This window comes from Nocardia macrotermitis, from assembly GCF_009604405.1.
Classification (GTDB): Bacteria; Actinomycetota; Actinomycetes; order Mycobacteriales; family Mycobacteriaceae; genus Nocardia; species Nocardia macrotermitis.
The window spans coordinates 408,752-428,276 of the sequence record NZ_WEGK01000006.1 but is presented as its reverse complement, the minus strand read 5'-3'; the positions used below and the strand labels follow the sequence as shown (position 1 = coordinate 428,276).

The window sequence follows — 19,525 nt, the reverse complement described above, 5'->3', positions numbered from 1 at the left end:
CCACCCGAGTCGACCCAACCCGACTCCACCCCCGCACCCCAATCCCCAAGCACCCCAACCTCTCCTGCCCCAGCCTCCCCGGCCCCGGTCCCCCCGGCCAGCCCTCAGCTCAACGACCCCGGCGGCCAACCAGGCATCACCGGCCCCATCCCCAACCACACCACCCCGACAACCCCCGACCAACCCGGCATCTCCCCGGACCATTAGCCGAGCCGAACGACATACCCGCCCGCCCGCGAATCAACCGCCCACTCAGCGGAAATCCTTGTCGTGGTGGGTAATCGGTAGTCCTACCACGGTCCATCCGCGTCACAAGCCCGGCCCGCACCGCCACGATCGACGGAGCGGATGGATCAGACCTTGACCAGGTCGTCGGCGTGGATGACAGGTCGGCGCATACCTTCGGGGAGTTCGGTGGTGGAGCGGCCGATCATGGTTTCCAGTTCCGAGCTGTCGTATTCGACGACGCCACGGGCGACCACAGTGCCCTCCGGGGCGATGAGGTCGATGACGTCGCCACCGGAGAAACGACCGCGCACACCGGTGATTCCGGCGGCCAGCAGGGAGCGGCGACATTTCGCGACCGCGCGCACGGCACCGGCGTCGAGCAGCACCGCACCGCGGCTGTCCGCGGCGTGCCGGACCCAGAACTTCCTGGCGGACAGGCGAGTCGGACGCGCGGCGAAGGCGGTGCCGACGGTCGCGGAGGTCAACGCGGCCGCGGCGTCGGAGGCGGCGGCCAACAGCACCGGGACGCCGGCGTCGGCGGCGAGCCGGGCCGCGGACAACTTCGAGGCCATCCCGCCCGTACCCAGCGCACCACCGCTCCCGGCGATCACACCGTCCAGATCGGCGCTGCCCCGCACCTCCGGGATGAACGTCGCGCCGCCCCTGCGCGGATCGCCGTCGTAGAGGCCGTCCACATCCGAGAGCAGCACCAGCGCATCGGCTCCCACCAGATGCGCCACCAGCGCGGCCAAACGATCGTTGTCGCCGAAGCGGATCTCGTCGGTGGCGATGGTGTCGTTCTCGTTGACCACCGCGATCGCGTGCAGCGCGCGCAACCGGTCCAGGGTGCGCTGCGCATTGCGGTGATGTTCGCGCCGGGAGAAGTCACCGGCGGTGAGCAGCACCTGCCCGACCGTGCGGCCGTACCGCTGGAACGAGGTGCCCCAGGCATGCGCCAACGCCAGCTGCCCCACACTGGCCGCGGCCTGTTTCGTCGCGAGATCCTTTGGGCGCGAGGTCAATCCGAGCGGCGCGAGCCCCGCGCCGATAGCCCCCGAGGACACCACGACCACGTCGGATCCGGCCCGCATCCGCGCCTCCACCGCATCGGCCAGTAGATCCAGCCGCCCGGTGTCCAGCCCGCCCTCGAGACTCGTCAGCGCCGAGGATCCGATCTTCACGACCACACTGCGCGCCGACCGGATCACCTGCCGAGTCCCACTCAGCACCTCACCCTGATCCGAATCCGCCTGCGTCATACCGGAACTCATCAACCTCACCCGAACCGCTCAGCACCACAACGTTTTTCGAACCCCCGCGCCCGACCATCGACCGCCCCCGACGCCGGGCCACACGCCGCGAACAGCAGCGCCGAAACCGCCCGACCGCCGACCACGCCCGCTCCGCCACTCGATACCGAGCGCGGCGCCGCGGAGCCGGTGCGGCGGCCGACGGTCATTCGACGATCTCGTCGTCGGTGACCAGACCGCGGCGGACCCGCGACGCGTGTTTGCGTTCGGAGGCGGAGATACGTTCGGTCTGGTCGATGCGGGGGTCGGTGCCGCGACCGGTCATCACCATGTCCACGCCCGCGGAGATCTGCGGCTCCCACTCGAAGGTGACATCGCCGATCGTGACGGGCGCACCCGGTTCGGCGCCGAGCTTCTCGAGCTTCTCCTCGACACCGAGGCGAGCCAGACGGTCGGCGAGGTAGCCGACGGCCTCGTCGTTGTCGAACTGCGTCTGCCGCACCCACCGCTCGGGACGTTCACCGCGCACGATGAATCCACCCTCGATATCGGGATCGCGCGCGACACTGAACCCGCTCACGCCCGAGACCACCGGACGGATCACCGGCCGCGCCGGGGCTGCCTTCGGATGCGCCGCACGGTACTCGCGCACCATCTCCGCGAGCGCGAACGTCAACGGCCGCAGCCCTTCCCGGCTCACGGTCGAGATCATATAGACCGGCCACCCGCGCTCGGCGAACTCCGCGCCCACCATCTCGGCCAGTTCGGCGGCGTCCGGGATATCGGCCTTGTTGAGGATCACCACGCGCGGCCGATCGGCCAGATCCCCGAGTTCGGCATCGGCCGTCAACGCCGGTTTGTACGCGGCCAGTTCGGCTTCCAACGCGTCCACATCGGACACCGGATCGCGACCGGGCTCGAGAGTCGCGCAGTCCACCACGTGCGCGAGCACCGCGCAGCGTTCCAGGTGACGCAGGAACTCCAGCCCCAGCCCACGCCCCTCGCTCGCACCCGGAATCAGGCCGGGCACGTCGGCGACGGTGAACGTGGTGTCACCGCTGGACACCACCCCGAGATTCGGCACCAACGTCGTGAACGGATAGTCCGCCACCTTCGGCTTGGCCGCCGAGAGCACCGACACCAGCGAGGACTTACCCGCCGACGGGAACCCGACCAGCCCCACATCGGCGACCGACTTCAACTCCAGGACGACATCGCGTTCCTCGCCGTCCTCACCGAGCAGCGCGAATCCGGGAGCCTTGCGCGCCTTGGAAGCCAGCGCGGCATTACCGAGCCCGCCGCGACCACCCTGCGCGGCGACGAAGGTGGTGCCCACCCCGACAAGATCGGCCAGCACCTCACCGTCGGAACCGATCACCACGGTCCCGTCCGGCACCTTCAGCAGCAGATCCGTCCCCTGCTTGCCGTCCCGGTTGCTCCCCTCACCGGGTCTGCCGTTACCGCCCTTGGCATGCGGATGGAAGTGGAAGTCCAGCAGAGTGTGCACATTCGGATCGACCTCGAGAACCACATTCCCGCCGTGCCCCCCGTTCCCGCCATCGGGCCCGCCCAGCGGCTTGTACTTCTCCCGGTGCACCGAAGCACACCCATGCCCGCCCTTACCCGCGCGAACATGCAGCACGACGCGATCTATGAACTTCGACATGCTGTTATTCTGCCTCCGCTAAGCTGCTGCATCTTTGGCCTCCGCTCCGCTCCGGCGGGTCGGGGCCCCTGAGGGCTCGATTCTTCCCTCCTCCGCTCCTCCGCTCCGCTCCCCCGCTCCGTCAGTCCAGAATCGAGCCGGGCCCCGACCTTTGGAGTTGGCATTATTGATAGCTGGCGAAGCTGGGTGGCCCCGAGACCAGTCCTGGACCGATCCGTGGAGCCGGAACAGGTGCCTCGGAGGCCGTCACCGCTGGAGCGACAAGGGGGGTATCCGGGTGGCCGACACGGTCTGCTCCCGAACGCACGAAACGGGCCAGGGTTCTCACCCTGACCCGCTTCGAAGAATGTGTGGAAAGGCTCCGGTGCGGCTCAGGCCTGCACCGGCTCCGGAACCACGATGTTCACGGTCTTGCGGCCACGCTTGGTGCCGAACTGGACCGCGCCCGCCTCGAGGGCGAACAGCGTGTCGTCGCCGCCACGGCCGACGTTCACGCCCGGGTGGAAGTGGGTCCCGCGCTGACGCACCAGGATCTCGCCCGCCTGCACAGCCTGACCGCCGAAGCGCTTCACGCCGAGCCGCTGGGCGTTCGAATCACGACCGTTACGGGAGCTGGATGCACCCTTCTTGTGTGCCATGGCTTTTACTCCTCGCCTTGAATGAATTGCAGGTCCGGAGGGACCTGCGGGAGAGGTTCTTCCCGGAGATTCCGACGGACGTGTGCGGGAGGCAATCCCGCAGGCCGTTTACTTGATGCCGGTGACCTTCAGGACCGTCAGCTTCTGACGGTGTCCCTGACGCTTGTGGTAGCCGGTCTTGTTCTTGAACTTGTGGATGCGGATCTTGGGACCCTTGGTCTGGTCGACGATCTCGGCGGAAACCGAAACCTTCGCCAGCTTGTCCGCATCGGTGGTCAGCTCAGCGCCATCGACGACGAGCACCGGGGACAGCGACACCGCGCTACCCGTCTCGCCCTCGATCTTCTCGACCTTCACCAGGTCACCGACCGCGACCTTGTACTGCTTTCCGCCGGTCTTGACGATCGCGTACGTTGCCATCGGTCGGCTGCCCTCTTTCTCTACTAGTGCTCGGCACTCTGCTCGCGCGGCCGCTGTCCGGTTCACACCGGAAACCGCCGCACGACTGGTCTGGTAATCACCGCCGCCTCAGCGCCTGTGGCTCTCGTTGGAACCGGGCCACGGGCCAGCGCACAAGGCAGTGCTGACGCCGAGCAGCGACTGACCAAGGCTACAGGACACGCACCCCGGCAACAAAACCAGGGTTGCGCTGCACCGCACCGGCTCCGGCTGGGCGCGGGGAACCTACTCCACCCCTGCTCGTGCCCGGCACTGTCGGCCGCGCGGTCACCATGGCATCGCGGACTCGAATTTCGCTGCGCACCACGGCTTTCCAACACCCACTACTCACACGACAGCGGGATCCGGACGGTGCCCGGATCCCGCGTGCCTACTCGACTACCGACTACTCGGTCACCCGATCTCAGTCGTCCTGTTCCGGCGCTCCGGCAGCGCGCCCGGCGCTCCGACGACGGGGACGACTGCGCGGCACGGCGACCGGCGTGAAATCCGTCACCGAAGCCGCCGCGCCTTCCGACTGATCGGAACTCGACAGCACGAATACCGCTGCGGCACTGTCGGTGCTGAGCGCGGCCGACGAGCGCGCGACCCGGCGGCGGCCCTTGCGAGCGGGTTCGGGAGCGTTGTCCTGATCTGCGGCCTTCTCGTCCGACCTTGCGGCAGAAGCGGTTTCCGGGGCCTGCGCCACCGGGCTCGCCTCCACAGCGGCCCGCGCGGTCTCCGGCTCGACGGCAGCATCCGCAGTCACCGCATCGACATCCTGAGCAGCGATGCCCGACCCGCCGTGCGCCGACTCGTCCGACTCCGGCTCACGCACCACGGCGGACTCATCGCCCTGCGCCTGGTCCCCACGACCCGACTCATCGGACCGCGCCGACTCGTGCCCGCGCGCGCCCTGATCCCGACCGGACCGCGAACGCCGCCGACGCGACGGCCGCTCACCGGTCTCCTCCGGCGCGGCCGCCTTCTCCGGCTCGACGGACGAATCCGCGGTCGCCACCTGCCCTTCGGCGATCTCCTCGCCGTGGTGCGCGGCCATCGCCAACGCCACCGGATGCGCGCGCTTGGCCGCGGCATCCTCCTCGGCGTGCGCGTCCACGGGTGCCGCGGCCACGACCGGCGCGGGCGTGCTCGGCTTCTCCTTGTCCTTACGCCGACGGCGACCCTCGCGACGCCCGACGCCTTCCTCGGCGGGTGCGGACTCGACCGGATAGTCGTGCACCACGATGCCGCGCCCGTGGCAGTGCTCACAGGTGGTGGAGAACGCCTCGACCAGCCCGGTGCCCAGCTTCTTGCGGGTCATCTGGACCAGGCCCAGCGACGTCACCTCGGACACCTGATGGCGGGTGCGGTCCCGGCCCAGCGCCTCGGTCAGCCGACGCAGCACCAGGTCGCGGTTGGATTCGAGCACCATGTCGATGAAGTCGACGACGATCATGCCGCCGATGTCCCGCAGACGCATCTGCCGCACGATCTCCTCGGCGGCTTCGAGGTTGTTGCGAGTGACCGTCTCCTCGAGGTTGCTGCCGCCCGCGCCGGTGAACTTGCCGGTGTTGACGTCGATGACGGTCATCGCCTCGGTGCGGTCGATGACCAGCGTGCCGCCCGAGGGCAGCCACACCTTGCGATCCAGGGCCTTGGACAGCTGCTCGTCGATCCGGAAACTGCCGAAGACGTCGACGGAACTGTCGCTGTCGTACTTCTCCACGCGCACCAGCAGATCCGGCGCGACGGTGCGGATGTAGTTCTCGACGGTCGTCCAGGACCGCTCGCCCTCGATGACGAGCTTGGAGAAGTCCTCGTTGAACAGGTCACGAATGACCTTGACCAGCAGGTCCGGCTCCTCGTAGAGCGTCTTGGGCGTGCCCGAACCGTGCTTGGACTGCTCCTCGATGGTCTTCCAGGTCGCCTGCAACCGCTCGACGTCGCGGGCCAGTTCGGCCTCGGCCACGCCCTCGGACGCGGTGCGGATGATCACACCGGCGTCCTGCGGGACGATGTCGCGCAGGATCTCCTTGAGACGCTTGCGCTCGGTGTCGGGCAGCTTGCGGCTGATCCCGGTCGACGTCCCGCCCGGCACGTACACCAGGAAACGCCCGGCCAGGCTGATCTGCGTGGTCAACCGAGCGCCCTTGTGCCCGACCGGATCCTTGCTGACCTGCACCAGCACCGTGTCACCGGGCTTGAGCGCCTGTTCGATCTTGCGTTCTCTACCGCCGAGCCCGGCGGCCTCCCAGTTCACCTCACCGGCGTAGAGCACGCCGTTGCGGCCGCGGCCGATGTCGACGAACGCCGCCTCCATGCTGGGCAGCACGTTCTGCACCTTGCCCAGATACACGTTGCCGACCATGGACGCGGACCCCGTGCTGGTCACGAAGTGCTCGACCAGGATGTTGTCCTCGAGCACCGCGACCTGGGTGACCGCGCTCGGGTGATCGACGAACGTCTTCTCCCGCACCACCATCACCCGGTCCACCGATTCGCGGCGGGCCAGGAATTCCGATTCGGTCAGGATCGGCGGACGACGACGTCCGGCCTCGCGACCGTCCCGGCGGCGCTGGCGCTTGGCCTCGAGCCGCGTCGACCCGCTGATGCCCTGCACCTCGTCGACGGACGCGGCGGCGACCCGGCGCTTGTTGCGCGGTTCGCGCTCGTGCACGACGGTGTTCGGCGGATCGTCGTCCGAGGACTCGTGTTCGCCGTCCTCACCGGCCTTGCGGCGACGACGGCGACGGCGGCGACGGGTCGAGCCCTCGGGCGTGCCGTCACCGTCCTCGGCGCCGCTCTCGGTGGATTCGGCTTCGGTGTCGGTGGACTCCTCGGCGGATTCCTCGTTCTCGTCGGCGTCCTCCGACTCGTCGGAGTCGCCGTCCGAGGACTGCTCGCCCCGACCGCGACCGCGACCACGACGACCACGACGACGACGCCGCGAGCGGCCGCCGTCCTCGGCATCCTCCCGGTCCTCGCGGGACTGCTCGTCGTCCCAGTCGCCCGATTCGGTCTCGGACTCGGTGGTCTCGGTCGTCTCGACGGTGTCGGTCTCGTCGACGCTCACCCGCTCGTCGGCGACTTCGACGCGGGCGGCCTCCTGCTGGGCGGCGGCCTCCTCGGCGGCGGCCTGCTCCTCGGCGGCCTTGGCCTGACGGGCGGCCCGACGCTGACGTCGTGCCTCCTCTGCGGCCGCGGCGTCGGGTGGCAGGAACAGCGGTGCGGCGACCATCGCCGGCGCCTCGAAGGCCAGCGGTTCGGGGGCCGGGGTCTGATGCGATTGGAAGGGGCTGGTGAACAGCGACTGCCGCTGCGGCACCGTCGGCGCGGGCGCGGACTGCGTGGCGGTCCCGGCAGCGGACTGTTCGGACGCGGCGGTCCCGGATTCGGCGGACGCACGCGTCACGGACTCGGCCGCACTCGCCGCCGATCCCTCCTCCGACTCGGCATCGGCCGCCGCCCGGGTGCCGTTCGCCACCGGCTCGGGCGCACTCGCCACCGCCTGCGGCGCACCCGTCGACTTTTCGGCACGTCCCGCGGGCTCGGCATTGCTGGGAGCGTCGGGAGCACCCACCGCGGCGGTCTCGGGTTCGACAACCGACGCCTCCGGCTGCGGCGTGACCACCTGCGCCGGTTCGGCGGAGGCTTGCGCCGGAGGCTGCTCCGACGCTTGTTCTGTGGGTACGAAGGCTTCCCGCACCGACTCGGCGACCGTGCGATCCAGGCTCGACTGCGCGCTGCGGGCCTCGGCCCCCAACTCGGTCAGATGGGCCAGAATGCGCTTGCTGGTGGTTCCCAGCAGCTTCGCCAGCGCGTGTACCCGGATACGTTCCGGCAACTGCGCCGCCTCCCCTACCCCTGGCGCCTGCGGCGCGTGTCCATTCGTATCGTGCGACGTATCCTGCGGCTCTTGATCGGCCACGAAATCTCCTCGGACCCCCGGGCGCGTCCCACTCGAAACCGAGAGAGTGACGCGGCCAACGCGGGGGCGCTGTCCGTTCGCCCCACGTCCCGTGGACGCGAGGCCAAGTGGTCTCCGCGCCGCGTGATCCGTCATCACCTTGTCGGTGCGTCGTTCGGGTAACCGATCACGCGGTGCCTGGCTGTTGGCTCCGACACCGGATTCGAGCGCTCATCCAGCGTGCGGCCGGGCGGCAGAGTCTTGGTTACCGTCCGGGGCAGCGATGATCGGCGTCGAGCCGCGGTGCCATCCGGTCGCGCCCGTAACCGGCAGCTTCGGCCGATATCGAGCACTTCCACCCCCAGTATCCCACACGCTCCCGGGGAAACGGCTCCCGTGTCCAATTGCCTGCGCTTCGCTCCGGCGTGTTCACGACCCTCGAGCGGGCGGTTCCACCGGCGTGAACCGGTACCGCCGCGGCGTCGGAACCGGGCACTCGGGCACCGGCCGAGTCGGCAACGCCGCTCCTCGGACAGTGTTCCCACGGGTATGGAGGTGGATTCGGCACTCGGTGCCGACCGGGACCGAATCCACCCCGAGGGAAAGTTCCGGCGACTACTGGGCGAACTCCGGGAACCAGAGCGCGATCTCGCGCTTGGCCGACTCGGGAGCATCCGAACCGTGGACGAGGTTGTACTGGGTCTCCAGGGCGTAGTCGCCGCGGATGCTGCCGGGCACGGCCTTCTCGACCGGATCGGTGCCGCCGGCGATCTGCCGGAAGGCGGCGACCGCGCGCGGCCCCTCGAGCACGGCGGCCACGACCGGCCCCGAGGTGATGAACTCGATCAGCGAAGCGTAGAACGGGCGCTCGGCGTGCTCGGCGTAGTGCGCCGCGGCAAGCTCCTCGGAAACCTGCTTCAGCTCCAGCGCCGCGATCTTCAGACCCTTGCGCTCGATGCGGGTGATGATCTCACCGACCAGCCCACGGGCAACACCATCCGGCTTGACGAGTATCAACGTCTGCTCAGTCACGGGGCAATTATTGCGGTAGCCGCGGCGCGAGGTGTTCGCGGCCCCCGGGCCCCACTCCTCAGGCGCGCTGGCTGGGGAGCAGGCCCCGGTCCATCCGCTTCTTGACGTCGGCGCGCAGCACCAGGATGAAGGCCCATACCGCGACGAACACCACGCCGATGATGCCGATGGACAGGTGCACGAAGGTGCCGAGCAACAGCAGCACCTGCATGGCGATGTTGAACGGCATCGCCCAGGACCGCCGCTGCACGCCCGCGCCGAGGAACATCAGCACGGCCAGCCCGACCAGATAGGTGATCGACCACCAGCTCAGCCCGCCGCCGACCGACGCGACCACCGGCAGCGCGAGCAGTACGGTGATGGCCTCGAGGACCAGCGCACCGGCCATCACGCCGCGGAAACCCTTCCACGGGTCGGTGGCCGGGGGCGGTACGGGACTCGGCTGTTCCTCGTTCACGCGGGATCCTTTCCGAACAGCGAGCGCGCGGCGCCCGCGGTGACGACCGATCCGGTGACGACGATCCCCGCGCCGGACACCGGTTCCCCGGACTCGCCCGCCTCCTCCGCGATGGCGATGGCCGTTTCGACCGCGTCGGCCATCGTCGCGGCGGTGACGACCCGTTCGTCGCCGAATCGCTGCACCGCGATATCGGCCAGATCGTCGACCGGCAGGGCGCGCGGCGAGCCGTTCGTGGTGACGACGACCTCGTCCAGGACCGGTTCGAGCGCGGCCAGGATGCCCGCGGCGTCCTTGTCGCCCAGGACCGCGACGACGCCCACGAGTTTGCGGAAGTCGAACTCCTCGGTGAGGGTCGCGGCGAGAGCCTGCGCGCCGTGCGGGTTGTGCGCGGCGTCCAGGAAGATGGTGGGCGCGTTGCGCATTCGTTCCATCCGGCCCGGACTGATCGCGTTCGCGAACCCGGCGCGCACGGCGTCGATGTCGAGTTGCCGGTCCGCGCCCGCGCCGAAGAACGCCTCGACCGCGGCCAGCGCGACCGCGGCGTTGTGCGCCTGGTGTTCGCCGTGCAGGGGCAGGAAGATCTCGTCGTAGACCCCGCCCAGCCCCTGGATCTCCAGGACCTGTCCACCGACCGCGATCCGCCGGGTCAGCAGCCGGAACTCCGCGCCCTCCCGGGCGACCGCGGCGTCGGCCTGCACCGTGCGACGCAGCAGCACGTCCATCGCCTCGGGATCCTGTTCGGCGATGATGGCGACGGTCTCGCGCGGGACGAGCGGATCCTCGGGGGCCTTCTTGATGATCCCGGCCTTCTCGCCCGCGATCGAGGTCAGATCCGAACCGAGATAGTCCATGTGGTCCAGGCCGATCGGGGTGATCACCGCGACCTGGCCGTCGACCACATTGGTGGCGTCCCAGGTGCCGCCCATGCCGGTTTCGACCACCGCGACGTCGACCGGCGCCTCGGCGAACGCCGCGTACGACATCGCCACCAGCACCTCGAACTTGCTCAGCCGCGGCCCGCCCGCGGCCTCGGACTGCCGGTCGATCATCTCGAGGTACGGCTGGATCTCCCGATAGATCTCCACATATTTCGCGGGGCTGATCGGGACGTTGTCGATGGCGATGCGCTCGGTGGCCAGTTGCAGGTGCGGGCTGGTGATCCGGCCGGTGCGGCGGTGCAGGGCGGTCAGCAGCGCGTCGATCATGCGGGTGACCGAGGTCTTGCCGTTGGTCCCGGCCACCTGGATGGCCGGGTAACCGCGCTGCGGGGAGCCGAGCAGGTCGAGCAGCGTCACGATCCGGGTCAGCGAGGGCTCGAGTTTGGTCTCCCCCCAGCGCTGGTCGAGTTCGGCCTCGACCAACGCCATCTCCGCCAGATCGACCGGGGAGGGACCGGAGTGCAGTCGCCCGGCGGCACCCTGCTGGAATTCCGGTTCGGAGTTCACTTCGCCGCCGCCAGCCGCGCGATCTCCTCGAGCCGCGCACCGATCCGGGCGACCTCGGATTCGGCCACCTCGCGGCGGGTGCGGATCTTGGCGACCACGTCGTCGGGGGCCTTGGCCAGGAACGCCTCGTTGCCGAGTTTGGCGGTGGTGCTGGTCAGATCCTTCTGTGCCACCCCGAGATCCTTCTCCAGCCGACGGCGTTCGGCGTCCAGATCGACCGTGCCGGAGGTGTCGAGTTCGACGGTGACCGTGGCCCCGGACAGGCGCACCTGCACCGAGGCGGTCGCGCTGAAATCCTCGCCGGGCTCGGTGAGCCGGGCCAGGTTCGTGATCTCGGCCGCGAGCCCGGTCAGGTCGGCGGTGTCGAGGCCGATCAGCGCGGCGGCGACCTTCTGCTTGTCGGTCAGGCCCTGATCGCTGCGGAAACGACGGATCTCGGTGATCAGGCGCTGCGCGTCGGCGACCCGGCGCGCGGCGACCTCGTCGGTGGTCACGCCCGAGACCTCCGGCCAGGACGCGACGACGATGGAGGAGCCCTCCGCGCCGCCGGTCAACGCCTGCCACAGCGATTCGGTGACGAACGGAATCACCGGATGCAGCAGGCGCAGCACCGAATCCAGCACCACACCCAGCACCGTGCGGGTGCTCGCGGCGCGCTCCTCGGATTCGGCGAACTGCACCTTGGCCAGCTCGAGGTACCAGTCGCACAACTCGTCCCACGCGAAGTGGTACAGCGCCTCGCACGCCTTGCCGATCTCGTACCGGTCGAACGCCGAATCCACTTCCGCGCGAACCTGTTCCAGGCGATCCAGGATCCACCGGTCGGTGTCGGTGAGGCTCGCGCGAGACGGAAGTTCGCCCGGGGCCGCGCCGTTCATGAGCGCGAACTTGGTGGCGTTGAACAGCTTCGTGACGAAGCTGCGGGAGGCGGTCACGTGCGGCGGGCCGACGGACAGGTCGCTGCCCGGCTGCGCGCCGCGCGCGAGGGTGAAACGTGTTGCGTCCGCGCCGTATTCGACGATCCACAGCAGCGGATCCACGCCGATGCCCTTGGACTTGGAGTACTTGCGGCCGAATTCGTCGCGAATCAGGCCGTGCAGGAACACATCCCGGAACGGGACCTGCGCCGAGTCGGCCGGTTTACCGGCGGTGATGACCGGATCGTCGGCGACGAAGGTGCCGAACATCATCATCCGGGCCACCCAGAAGAACAGGATGTCGTAGCCGGTGACGAGAACGCTTGTGGGATAGAACTTCTCGAGTTCCGGGGTGGCGTCGGGCCAGCCCATGGTGGAGAACGGCCACAGGCCCGAGGAGAACCAGGTGTCCAGCACGTCCGGATCCTGCACGTATCCCTCGGGGGCCTGCTCGTCCGGTCCGACGCAGACGACCTCGCCCTCGGGGCCGTACCAGATCGGGATGCGGTGACCCCACCACAGCTGGCGCGAGATGCACCAGTCGTGCATGTCGTCCACCCAGTCGAACCAGCGCGGTTCCTGGCTGGCGGGGTGAATCACGGTGTCCCCGTTGCGAACCGCGTCACCGGCGGCCTTGGCGAGCGACTCCACCTTCACCCACCACTGCATCGACAGCCGGGGTTCGATGGGCTCACCGGAACGTTCGGAATGCCCGACGCTGTGCACGTACGGCCGCTTCTCCGCGACGATGCGACCCTCTTCGGCGAGGCGCTCACGGATCTTCACCCGCGCCTCGAAACGGTCCATCCCGTCGAATTCGGTTCCGGTATCGGTGATCTTGCCGGTCTTGTCCATGATGGTGGGCATCGGCAGGTTGTGCCGCATACCCAGCTCGAAGTCGTTGGGGTCGTGCGCGGGCGTGATCTTCACTGCGCCGGAACCGAATTCGGGATCGACGTAGTCGTCGGCGACGACGGGGATCTGGCGTCCGGTGATCGGGTGGTACAGCGTGGTGCCGATCAGGCTCGCGTAGCGCGCGTCCTCGGGATGCACCGCGACGGCGGTGTCGCCGAGCATCGTCTCCACCCGGGTGGTCGCCACGATGATGTGCGGCTCATCGTCTTTCAGCGAGCCGTACCGCAGCGAGACGAGTTCGCCCTCGACGTCCTCGTACTTCACCTCGACATCGGAGATCGCGGTCTCCAGCACCGGCGACCAGTTCACCAGGCGCTCGGCGCGATAGATCAGGCCCGCGTCGAACAGGCGCTTGAAGATGGTCTGCACCGCGCGCGAGAGACCCTCGTCCATGGTGAAACGGTCCCGCGCCCAGTCCACGCCGACGCCCAGGCGACGCATCTGGCCCTGGATCGCGCCGCCGGATTCGCGCTTCCAGTCCCAGACCTTGTCGACGAACAGTTCGCGGCCGAAGTCCTCCTTGGTCTTCCCGTCGCGCGCGAGCTGCTTCTCCACCACGGACTGGGTCGCGATGCCCGCGTGGTCCATGCCCGGCAGCCACAGCACCTCGTAGCCCTGCATGCGCTTGCGGCGGGTGAGCAGATCCATGATGGTGTGGTCGAAGGCGTGGCCCATGTGCAGGTTGCCGGTGACGTTGGGCGGGGGCAGCACGATCGAGTAGGGGGCCTTCGCGCTCTTCGCATCGGCGGCGAAGTAACCAGCGGCCACCCAGCCCTCGTACAGGTCCGCCTCCACCTCGCCGGGATTCCAGCTCTTGGGGAGGGCATCGGCACGATTTCGTGAGTTCTCAGAGGCTGTGCTGGTCACCGTGTGATTCTAAGGAGTTGGGTCGCGGGCCGGACGACGGCCCCGGCGGAGGCGGGCCGGATACCCGAGAGGGCGGGGGTTTCGGCGGATGAGGGACACCGAAAACCCCGCCCACAGATTCAGGCTACCGTCTATTCACCCGGTATTCCCATTTCCATATCGAATTCTCAGGTTCGGCCCGAATCCTTTGTGTTGGTGCAGGATTGCCGCCCGCGCGGGCGCGCGGGTCGACCCTCACCGGGATAGGATTCGGCCCGACTGCGGGTACGGCTGAACCCGCACTTCATCAGGGATGAGGCAGTGCGGCCTCGCACCCCGAACATTCACGAAAGAGGATTCTCCATGCGCGCTCGGACTGTCGTCATGGCCACCGTGGCCACCGCCGCGGGTATCACCGCGGGTCTCGCCGGTGCGGGATCGGCCGCGGCGGTCACTCCCCTCACGCTGCCGCACGGCGGGGTCGGGGTGGCCCTGGACCACGGCGAGACCCAGACGTTCGCCAACGGTCCGATCCCCGCGCTGATCGATCAGGCACTCCCGGCCGACGCCATCGCCGTGGGCATCGGCCGCGGTTCGCAACTGCCCCGCAGCGGCAATCACGTGCGGGCGGATCTGCCCAGCATCGTCACCGAGGCCGCGAACCAGCCCAACGGCCGGATCGCGCTGCTGGTGCGCGGCCCGGAGCTGACCGTGGTGCAGCTCTGGTAGCCGTCAGGGCACCAGCACGGGCAGGGCGCCCGGTAGCGCGCGGAAGGTGGTGGGCAGCATGCCGACCGGTTCGCCGTCCGCGGTCACCGGCGCGCCCGGTGCGCTCAATTCGACAGTGGCCGCGCGGTATTGGCTGATCGCGGGATGATCGAGGCGTTTACCCGAGGCCAGGGCCGGTAGCAGGCGCACCATCTCGGGCCGGGACATCGCGCCGACCACGCTCACCTCGAGCAGGCCGTCGTCGACCAGCGCGTCCGGGCAGACCAGCATGCCGCCGCCGTAGGTGCGGGTGTTGCCCACCGCGACCATCACCGCTTCGGTCTCTATCACCGAATGCACCGATTGTCCTGGTACGCCGGACAATTCGAGCCGGTACGGCACGGTCAGCCTGCCGGTAAGCTCCGCCAGGGCGGCGAAGGTGTAGCGCAGGCGTCCCTTCGGGAAGCGCATCCGATTGGCGCGCAAGGTGACCCGGGCATCCAGGCCGGTGCCCGCCACGGTTGCGAAGGTGATGGGCCCGGGAATGCCGAATCCCATTGCTCCCGAACCGGATTCGATTGATCCCGAGCCCGGGTCCGCGACCTCGGCCGCACCGAGATCGATGGTTCGTATCGTCCCGCCCAGCACGATGTCGGCGGCGGAGATCGGATCATCCTGCGGCACACCGAGTTCGCGGGCCAGATCGTTACCGGTGCCGCCCGGAACCAGTCCCAGCGGCACGCCGGTCCCGGCCAGTGCTTGCAGGGTGATGCAGACCAGTCCGTCACCACCCGCGCAGACCACCACATCGGGCACGTCGTCGCCGGTGAGCCGATCCCGCACCAGGCGAACCGATTCCGCGGCGCTCGTGCCGCTGAGCTCGTCCACCCGTACGCCGCGCGCCCGCATCCGGGCCGCCGCGACCGCCCCCGCGGCCTGTCCCCTGCCGTGACCCGACAGCGGATTGGTCACCAGCAGCACCGAGCCCACCCCGGCGGATCCGGTCACGGGATCAGCTTTCCGGGGTTGAGGATTCCGGCCGGGTCGACGGTTTGTTTGACCGCGCGCAGCACCTGTACGCCCAGGTCACCGATCTCGCCGGGGATCCAGGGGCGGTGGTCGCGTCCGACCGCGTGGTGGTGGGTGATGGTGCCTCCGGCCGCGGCGATGGCGTCACCGGCCGCGTGTTTGGCCCGGTGCCACTGGGTGATCGGATCGTCGAGTTGTTTGGCGATGATCGTGAAGTACAGCGACGCGCCGGTCGGGTAGGTGTGCGAGATGTGGCACATGACCAGCGGCGGGGCGCCCTGGCCGCCCAGTGAGTCGGTCAGCGCCGCGGTCACCTTCGCCTTGAGGTCCGCCAGACCGGACCAACTGGTCGCGGTTTCCAGGGTTTCGCAGAGAATCTCGTTGTCCAGCAGGGCATCCCGCAGATAGGGCGCGGCGAAACGGCCGTGCTCCCACTCGCGTGCGGGCTGCTCGCCCAGCGCGGTTCCCCCGGCGGCGGCGAGCAACTCGTACGCCTCGGCGCTGCGCGCTCGCACGTGCGCGGCGGTGCCCTCGAACGTGGTCACCGCGAGGCATCCCGCCACCGGCGCACCGCCGATATCGCCCGCGCGCGCCAGATTCAGGCCGGTCTCGGCCTCGTCGGACAGGCGCAGCACGGTCGGGGCGGCCCCGGCCTGGATCACCGTGCGCAGTGCGGCCGCGCCGGTCGCGAAATCCGGGAACGACCAGGCTTGATACCCGATGGTCTCCGGCACCGGATGCACCCGCAGCGTCACCGCGGTGATCACCCCGAGCGCGCCCTCCGAACCCGAGAACAGTTCGCGCAGATCGGGTCCCGCGGCCGAGGCGGGGCCACGGCCGAGATCCAGTGTGCCGCTGGGTGTCGCGACGCGCAGGTGCTGGATCATATCGTCGAAGCGGCCGTATCCGGCCGATGCCTGCCCGCTGGATCGGGTCGCGGCGAAACCGCCGATGGTGGCGAATTCGAAACTCTGCGGGAAGTGTCCGAGCGAGAAGCCCTGCGCCGCAAGCAGTTTCTCGGCCTGCGGTCCGGTCAGGCCGGCTCCCAGTGTCGCGGTGTGGCTGATCACGTCCAGGTCGGTCAGCGCGTCCAATCGCCGAAGGTCCAGGGCGACAACGGCTTCGAAGGCATCGCGGGCGGGATCCACGCCGCCGACGACACTGGTGCCGCCGCCGAAGGGCACCACCGCGACACCGTGTTCGGCGCAGTAGCCGAGGACGGCCAGCACCTCGTCGTGATCGGCGGGGAACAGGACCGCGTCGGGTGCGTCCTGCGGTTCCGGGGCACGCCTGCGCAGCAGATCCGGGGTGCTCTTACCGCCGGCGTGCAGGAGCCGGGCGCGGTGGTCGGTGCGGACGTACTCCGGGCCGACCACCGCGGACAATCCTGTGAGATGCGCCCCCGGCAGGGCCGGGGCACGCAATGGCACGTTGCCCTCATCGCGACGCGCCACCGGCTCACCGGACACCCCGAACACCTGTACCAGCAGATTCCGGATCTTCTCCGGGAGCGGTGCATGTGCGGACGGAATGCCCCAGGCGTCCCACACCATACTCGGGCGGGATGACAACTCGCCCGGCAATTCCACAGAAGACGGGGCCTGCCGTTCATCGACCATGCGTTACAGTCTTACATAGAATGTCAAGCAGTAATCAACCGACGTGCGGTCCGTCGACGTCCGCGCCCGAACGACAAGTGATCCGATGCAGACAATCGACGTCGCCGGAACCGGTGACGAACCCTCCGAGATCGACCTGGCGATCCTGGACGCCGCCCGCGCCTGCGTGGAGGAGTTCGGCGTCCGGCGCACCACGCTGACCGAGGTGGCGCGACGCGCGGGGGTGAGCCGCCCCACGGTCTACCGGCGCTGGCCCGATACCGGATCACTGCTGGCCGAACTGCTGGTGCGCGAGTTGCGCGGCATCGTGGGGCGGACCATCCCGGACAGCGGCCCGGCCCGCGCCCGCCTGGTCGACGGCGTGGTGGCCGGCGCGGCGACGGTGCGCGCGAATCCGTTGTTCGCCAAGATCTTCCGCACCGACACCGATCTGATGCTGACCTACGTCTTCGGTCGCCTCGGCCGCAACCAGCGCGAGCTGATCCTGCTGTTCGCCGCCCTGATCCGCGAGGGCCAGCGCGACGGTTCCATCCGCCCCGGGGACCCGGACGAACTGGCCACCATGATCCTGCTGATCTCCCAATCCGTGGTCCAGTCCGCCGGAACCGTCGGTCACATCCTCGCCGAACCCCGCCTGGACGCCGAACTGGCCCACGTCCTCGACGGCTACCTGCGCCCCGGCGACGAGTCCGGCCCGCTGTGAACCGCCGCGTGCGGTGCCGCACCACGCCTCGGCAGTACGACGCGCGGCCTCGGACAAGCACAAGAACACGATGTGGAGCGATGAGATGACCAGTACTGCACGAGGTTTCGGGGATTCGGCGCTGAATGCCGCACGGCGGGAACGGGAATTGCGCGAGCTGGGGGACGGCGGGGTCGTCGACGTGCTGGTGATCGGCGGCGGGATCACCGGGGTCGGGGTGGCGCTGGACGCGGCGGCGCGGGGGTTGCGGACGGTGCTGGTGGAGGCGCGGGATCTGGCGTTCGGGACGAGCCGGTGGAGTTCCAAGCTGGTGCACGGCGGGCTGCGGTACCTGGCCGGCGGCGGGGTCGGGATCGCGCACGAGAGTGCGGTGGAGCGGCACATCCTGCTGACCGCGACCGCACCGCACCTGACCCGGCCGATACCCCAACTCGTCCCGCTGCTGCCGGATATCGGTGTGCCACAACGGATGCTGGTGCGGGCCGGATTCGCCGCCGGAGATGTGTTGCGGCGCAGCGCCGGAACCCCGGCCGCGGTGCTGCCGCGCTCGCGCCGCGCCGCGACCGCCGAGACGCTGCGGCTCGCACCGACCGTGCGCCGCGCGGGATTACGCGGCGGACTGCTCGCCTGGGACGGTCAACTCGTCGACGACGCGCGCCTGGTGGTGACCATCGCCCGCACCGCCGCGGCCCACGGCGCGAGCGTGCTCACCCGGGTACGAGCCGAGCAGGTGAGCGGCGAGTCCGCGGTGCTGCACGACACGTTGTCCGGCGAAACCCTCACCGTGCGAGCGCGTTCGGTGATCAATGCCACCGGCGTGTGGGCCGACCAGGTGGATCCGTCCATCGAGTTGCGCCCGAGCCGAGGCACTCATCTGGTGTTCGACGCGGCCGCGTTCGGCGGGCTCAGCGCCTCGCTCACCGTGCCGATTCCGGGCAGTACCAGCCGTTTCGTCTTCGCGTTCCCCGCCGCGCACGGCCGGGTGTACCTGGGCCTGACCGACGAGGACGCGCCCGGCCCGGTGCCCGACGCACCGGAACCGACCGACGCCGAGATCGATTTCCTGCTCGACACCGTCAACACCGTGCTGCGGGAACCGTTGCACCGCAGCGATATCCGCGGCAAGTTCGCCGGATTGCGCCCGCTGCTGCGCACCGCCGAGGGCAGCACCTCGGACATCTCCCGCGAACACGCGGTACTGCACTCCCCCGGCGGCCCGATCACGATCGTCGGCGGCAAACTCACCACCTATCGCAAGATGGCGCAGGACACCGTCGATGCCGCGATCGCCCACGCGGGCCTGACCGCGAGCCCCTGCCGGACCGCGCGAATCCCGCTGGCGGGTGCGGTATCCGGCGCGGCGCGCGATCGTCTCGACGCACCGCCGACGCTCATCGAACGTTACGGCAGCGAGGCGACCGCGATCATGGCTCTGGCACAGCGGGATCCGGCCCTGGCCGCACCCGTCGCCCCCGGAATAGATGTGCTGCGCGCCGAATTCGCGTATTCGATCACGCACGAGGGCGCGCTGGACGCGGACGATCTGCTGGACCGCCGCACCCGGATCGGCCTGGTCACCACCGACCGCGACGCCGCGAGTCCCGTCGCGGCACAGCTGTTCCGGTGAACACCCGCCGATAGCGGTATGGCTGCTGTCCGGCGCGGCGGCGTTTTCCTCCGTACGCTGAGACCGATGTGCCGCCGAACGTTCCGATGAACCG

14 protein-coding genes and 1 pseudogene are annotated in these 19,525 nt (G+C 69.4%); 4 read left to right on the top strand and 11 right to left on the bottom strand.

Features of this window, described 5'->3' with window-relative positions:
• A pseudogene (locus NRB20_RS38180) lies at positions 1–207 on the top strand (hypothetical protein); the annotation flags it as partial.
• A 146-nt stretch (positions 208–353) separates the two neighbouring features.
• On the opposite strand, the gene proB reads toward NRB20_RS38180, so the two are convergent.
• The 9 genes from proB to NRB20_RS17220 all read right to left on the bottom strand — a co-directional run bounded on the left by proB (position 354) and on the right by NRB20_RS17220 (position 13,766).
• On the bottom strand, positions 354–1,454 hold the full coding sequence (proB, locus tag NRB20_RS17260; protein ID WP_153411185.1) for a glutamate 5-kinase: 1,101 nt from the start codon (positions 1,452–1,454) through the stop codon (positions 354–356).
• A 229-nt stretch (positions 1,455–1,683) separates the two neighbouring features.
• Positions 1,684–3,144, bottom strand: coding sequence for a GTPase ObgE (gene obgE, locus NRB20_RS17255; protein ID WP_153411108.1), 1,461 nt, complete (start codon positions 3,142–3,144; stop codon positions 1,684–1,686).
• A gap of 371 nt (positions 3,145–3,515) precedes the next feature.
• Complete coding sequence (rpmA, locus tag NRB20_RS17250; protein ID WP_067665147.1) at positions 3,516–3,782, bottom strand: 50S ribosomal protein L27; 267 nt, start codon at positions 3,780–3,782, stop codon at positions 3,516–3,518.
• A gap of 108 nt (positions 3,783–3,890) precedes the next feature.
• The gene (gene rplU, locus NRB20_RS17245) at positions 3,891–4,202 is read right to left on the bottom strand and encodes a 50S ribosomal protein L21 (protein WP_040820290.1); all 312 of its coding nucleotides are present in this window, start codon (positions 4,200–4,202) and stop codon (positions 3,891–3,893) included.
• A 442-nt stretch (positions 4,203–4,644) separates the two neighbouring features.
• Positions 4,645–8,151: a translation initiation factor IF-2 N-terminal domain-containing protein gene (locus tag NRB20_RS17240; RefSeq protein WP_319945034.1), complete on the bottom strand. Its 3,507-nt coding sequence runs from the start codon at positions 8,149–8,151 to the stop codon at positions 4,645–4,647.
• A gap of 594 nt (positions 8,152–8,745) precedes the next feature.
• A complete protein-coding gene (ndk, locus tag NRB20_RS17235) occupies positions 8,746–9,162 on the bottom strand; it encodes a nucleoside-diphosphate kinase (RefSeq protein ID WP_319945033.1) in 417 nt (138 codons plus the stop codon).
• A gap of 58 nt (positions 9,163–9,220) precedes the next feature.
• Positions 9,221–9,619, bottom strand: a complete 399-nt coding sequence (locus NRB20_RS17230; protein ID WP_319945032.1) for a DUF4233 domain-containing protein — start codon at positions 9,617–9,619, stop codon at positions 9,221–9,223.
• The gene (gene folC / locus NRB20_RS17225) at positions 9,616–11,067 is read right to left on the bottom strand and encodes a bifunctional tetrahydrofolate synthase/dihydrofolate synthase (RefSeq protein ID WP_454786543.1); all 1,452 of its coding nucleotides are present in this window, start codon (positions 11,065–11,067) and stop codon (positions 9,616–9,618) included. The genes NRB20_RS17230 and folC overlap by 4 nt, the downstream gene beginning before the upstream one ends.
• Complete coding sequence (locus NRB20_RS17220) at positions 11,064–13,766, bottom strand: valine--tRNA ligase (RefSeq protein WP_319945031.1); 2,703 nt, start codon at positions 13,764–13,766, stop codon at positions 11,064–11,066. The genes folC and NRB20_RS17220 overlap by 4 nt, the downstream gene beginning before the upstream one ends.
• Before the next feature lie 342 nt (positions 13,767–14,108).
• On the opposite strand from NRB20_RS17220, the gene NRB20_RS17215 reads away from it, so the two are divergent.
• Complete coding sequence (locus tag NRB20_RS17215; protein WP_153411106.1) at positions 14,109–14,474, top strand: hypothetical protein; 366 nt, start codon at positions 14,109–14,111, stop codon at positions 14,472–14,474.
• A 3-nt stretch (positions 14,475–14,477) separates the two neighbouring features.
• Here NRB20_RS17215 and NRB20_RS17210 read toward each other — a convergent pair whose 3' ends face one another.
• Together NRB20_RS17210 and NRB20_RS17205 are read right to left on the bottom strand one after the other, a co-directional pair.
• Positions 14,478–15,461 (bottom strand): diacylglycerol kinase family protein, encoded by a 984-nt coding sequence (locus tag NRB20_RS17210; protein WP_319945030.1) that lies wholly within the window; start codon positions 15,459–15,461, stop codon positions 14,478–14,480.
• On the bottom strand, positions 15,458–17,101 hold the full coding sequence (locus NRB20_RS17205) for an FAD-binding oxidoreductase (protein WP_406603840.1): 1,644 nt from the start codon (positions 17,099–17,101) through the stop codon (positions 15,458–15,460). The genes NRB20_RS17210 and NRB20_RS17205 overlap by 4 nt, the downstream gene beginning before the upstream one ends.
• A gap of 85 nt (positions 17,102–17,186) precedes the next feature.
• Here NRB20_RS17205 and NRB20_RS17200 point away from each other — a divergent pair, with 85 nt between their 5' ends.
• The gene (locus NRB20_RS17200) at positions 17,187–17,804 is read left to right on the top strand and encodes a TetR/AcrR family transcriptional regulator (RefSeq protein ID WP_153411105.1); all 618 of its coding nucleotides are present in this window, start codon (positions 17,187–17,189) and stop codon (positions 17,802–17,804) included.
• An 85-nt stretch (positions 17,805–17,889) separates the two neighbouring features.
• Entirely contained in the window at positions 17,890–19,431 is a 1,542-nt protein-coding gene (locus NRB20_RS17195; RefSeq protein WP_153411104.1) for a glycerol-3-phosphate dehydrogenase/oxidase, read from the top strand.
• The last annotated feature ends 94 nt before the right edge of the window (positions 19,432–19,525 follow it).

Bases quoted from the DNA above. Each gene is read 5' to 3' on its own strand.
- NRB20_RS17205 (WP_406603840.1), bottom strand. From the start codon at position 17,101: ATGGTCGATGAACGGCAGGCCCCGTCTTCTGTGGAATTGCCGGGCGAG.
- rpmA (WP_067665147.1), bottom strand. From the start codon at position 3,782: ATGGCACACAAGAAGGGTGCATCCAGCTCCCGTAACGGTCGTGATTCG.
- NRB20_RS17215 (WP_153411106.1), top strand. From the start codon at position 14,109: ATGCGCGCTCGGACTGTCGTCATGGCCACCGTGGCCACCGCCGCGGGT.
- NRB20_RS17200 (WP_153411105.1), top strand. From the start codon at position 17,187: ATGCAGACAATCGACGTCGCCGGAACCGGTGACGAACCCTCCGAGATC.
- rplU (WP_040820290.1), bottom strand. From the start codon at position 4,202: ATGGCAACGTACGCGATCGTCAAGACCGGCGGAAAGCAGTACAAGGTC.
- obgE (WP_153411108.1), bottom strand. From the start codon at position 3,144: ATGTCGAAGTTCATAGATCGCGTCGTGCTGCATGTTCGCGCGGGTAAG.
- NRB20_RS17195 (WP_153411104.1), top strand. From the start codon at position 17,890: ATGACCAGTACTGCACGAGGTTTCGGGGATTCGGCGCTGAATGCCGCA.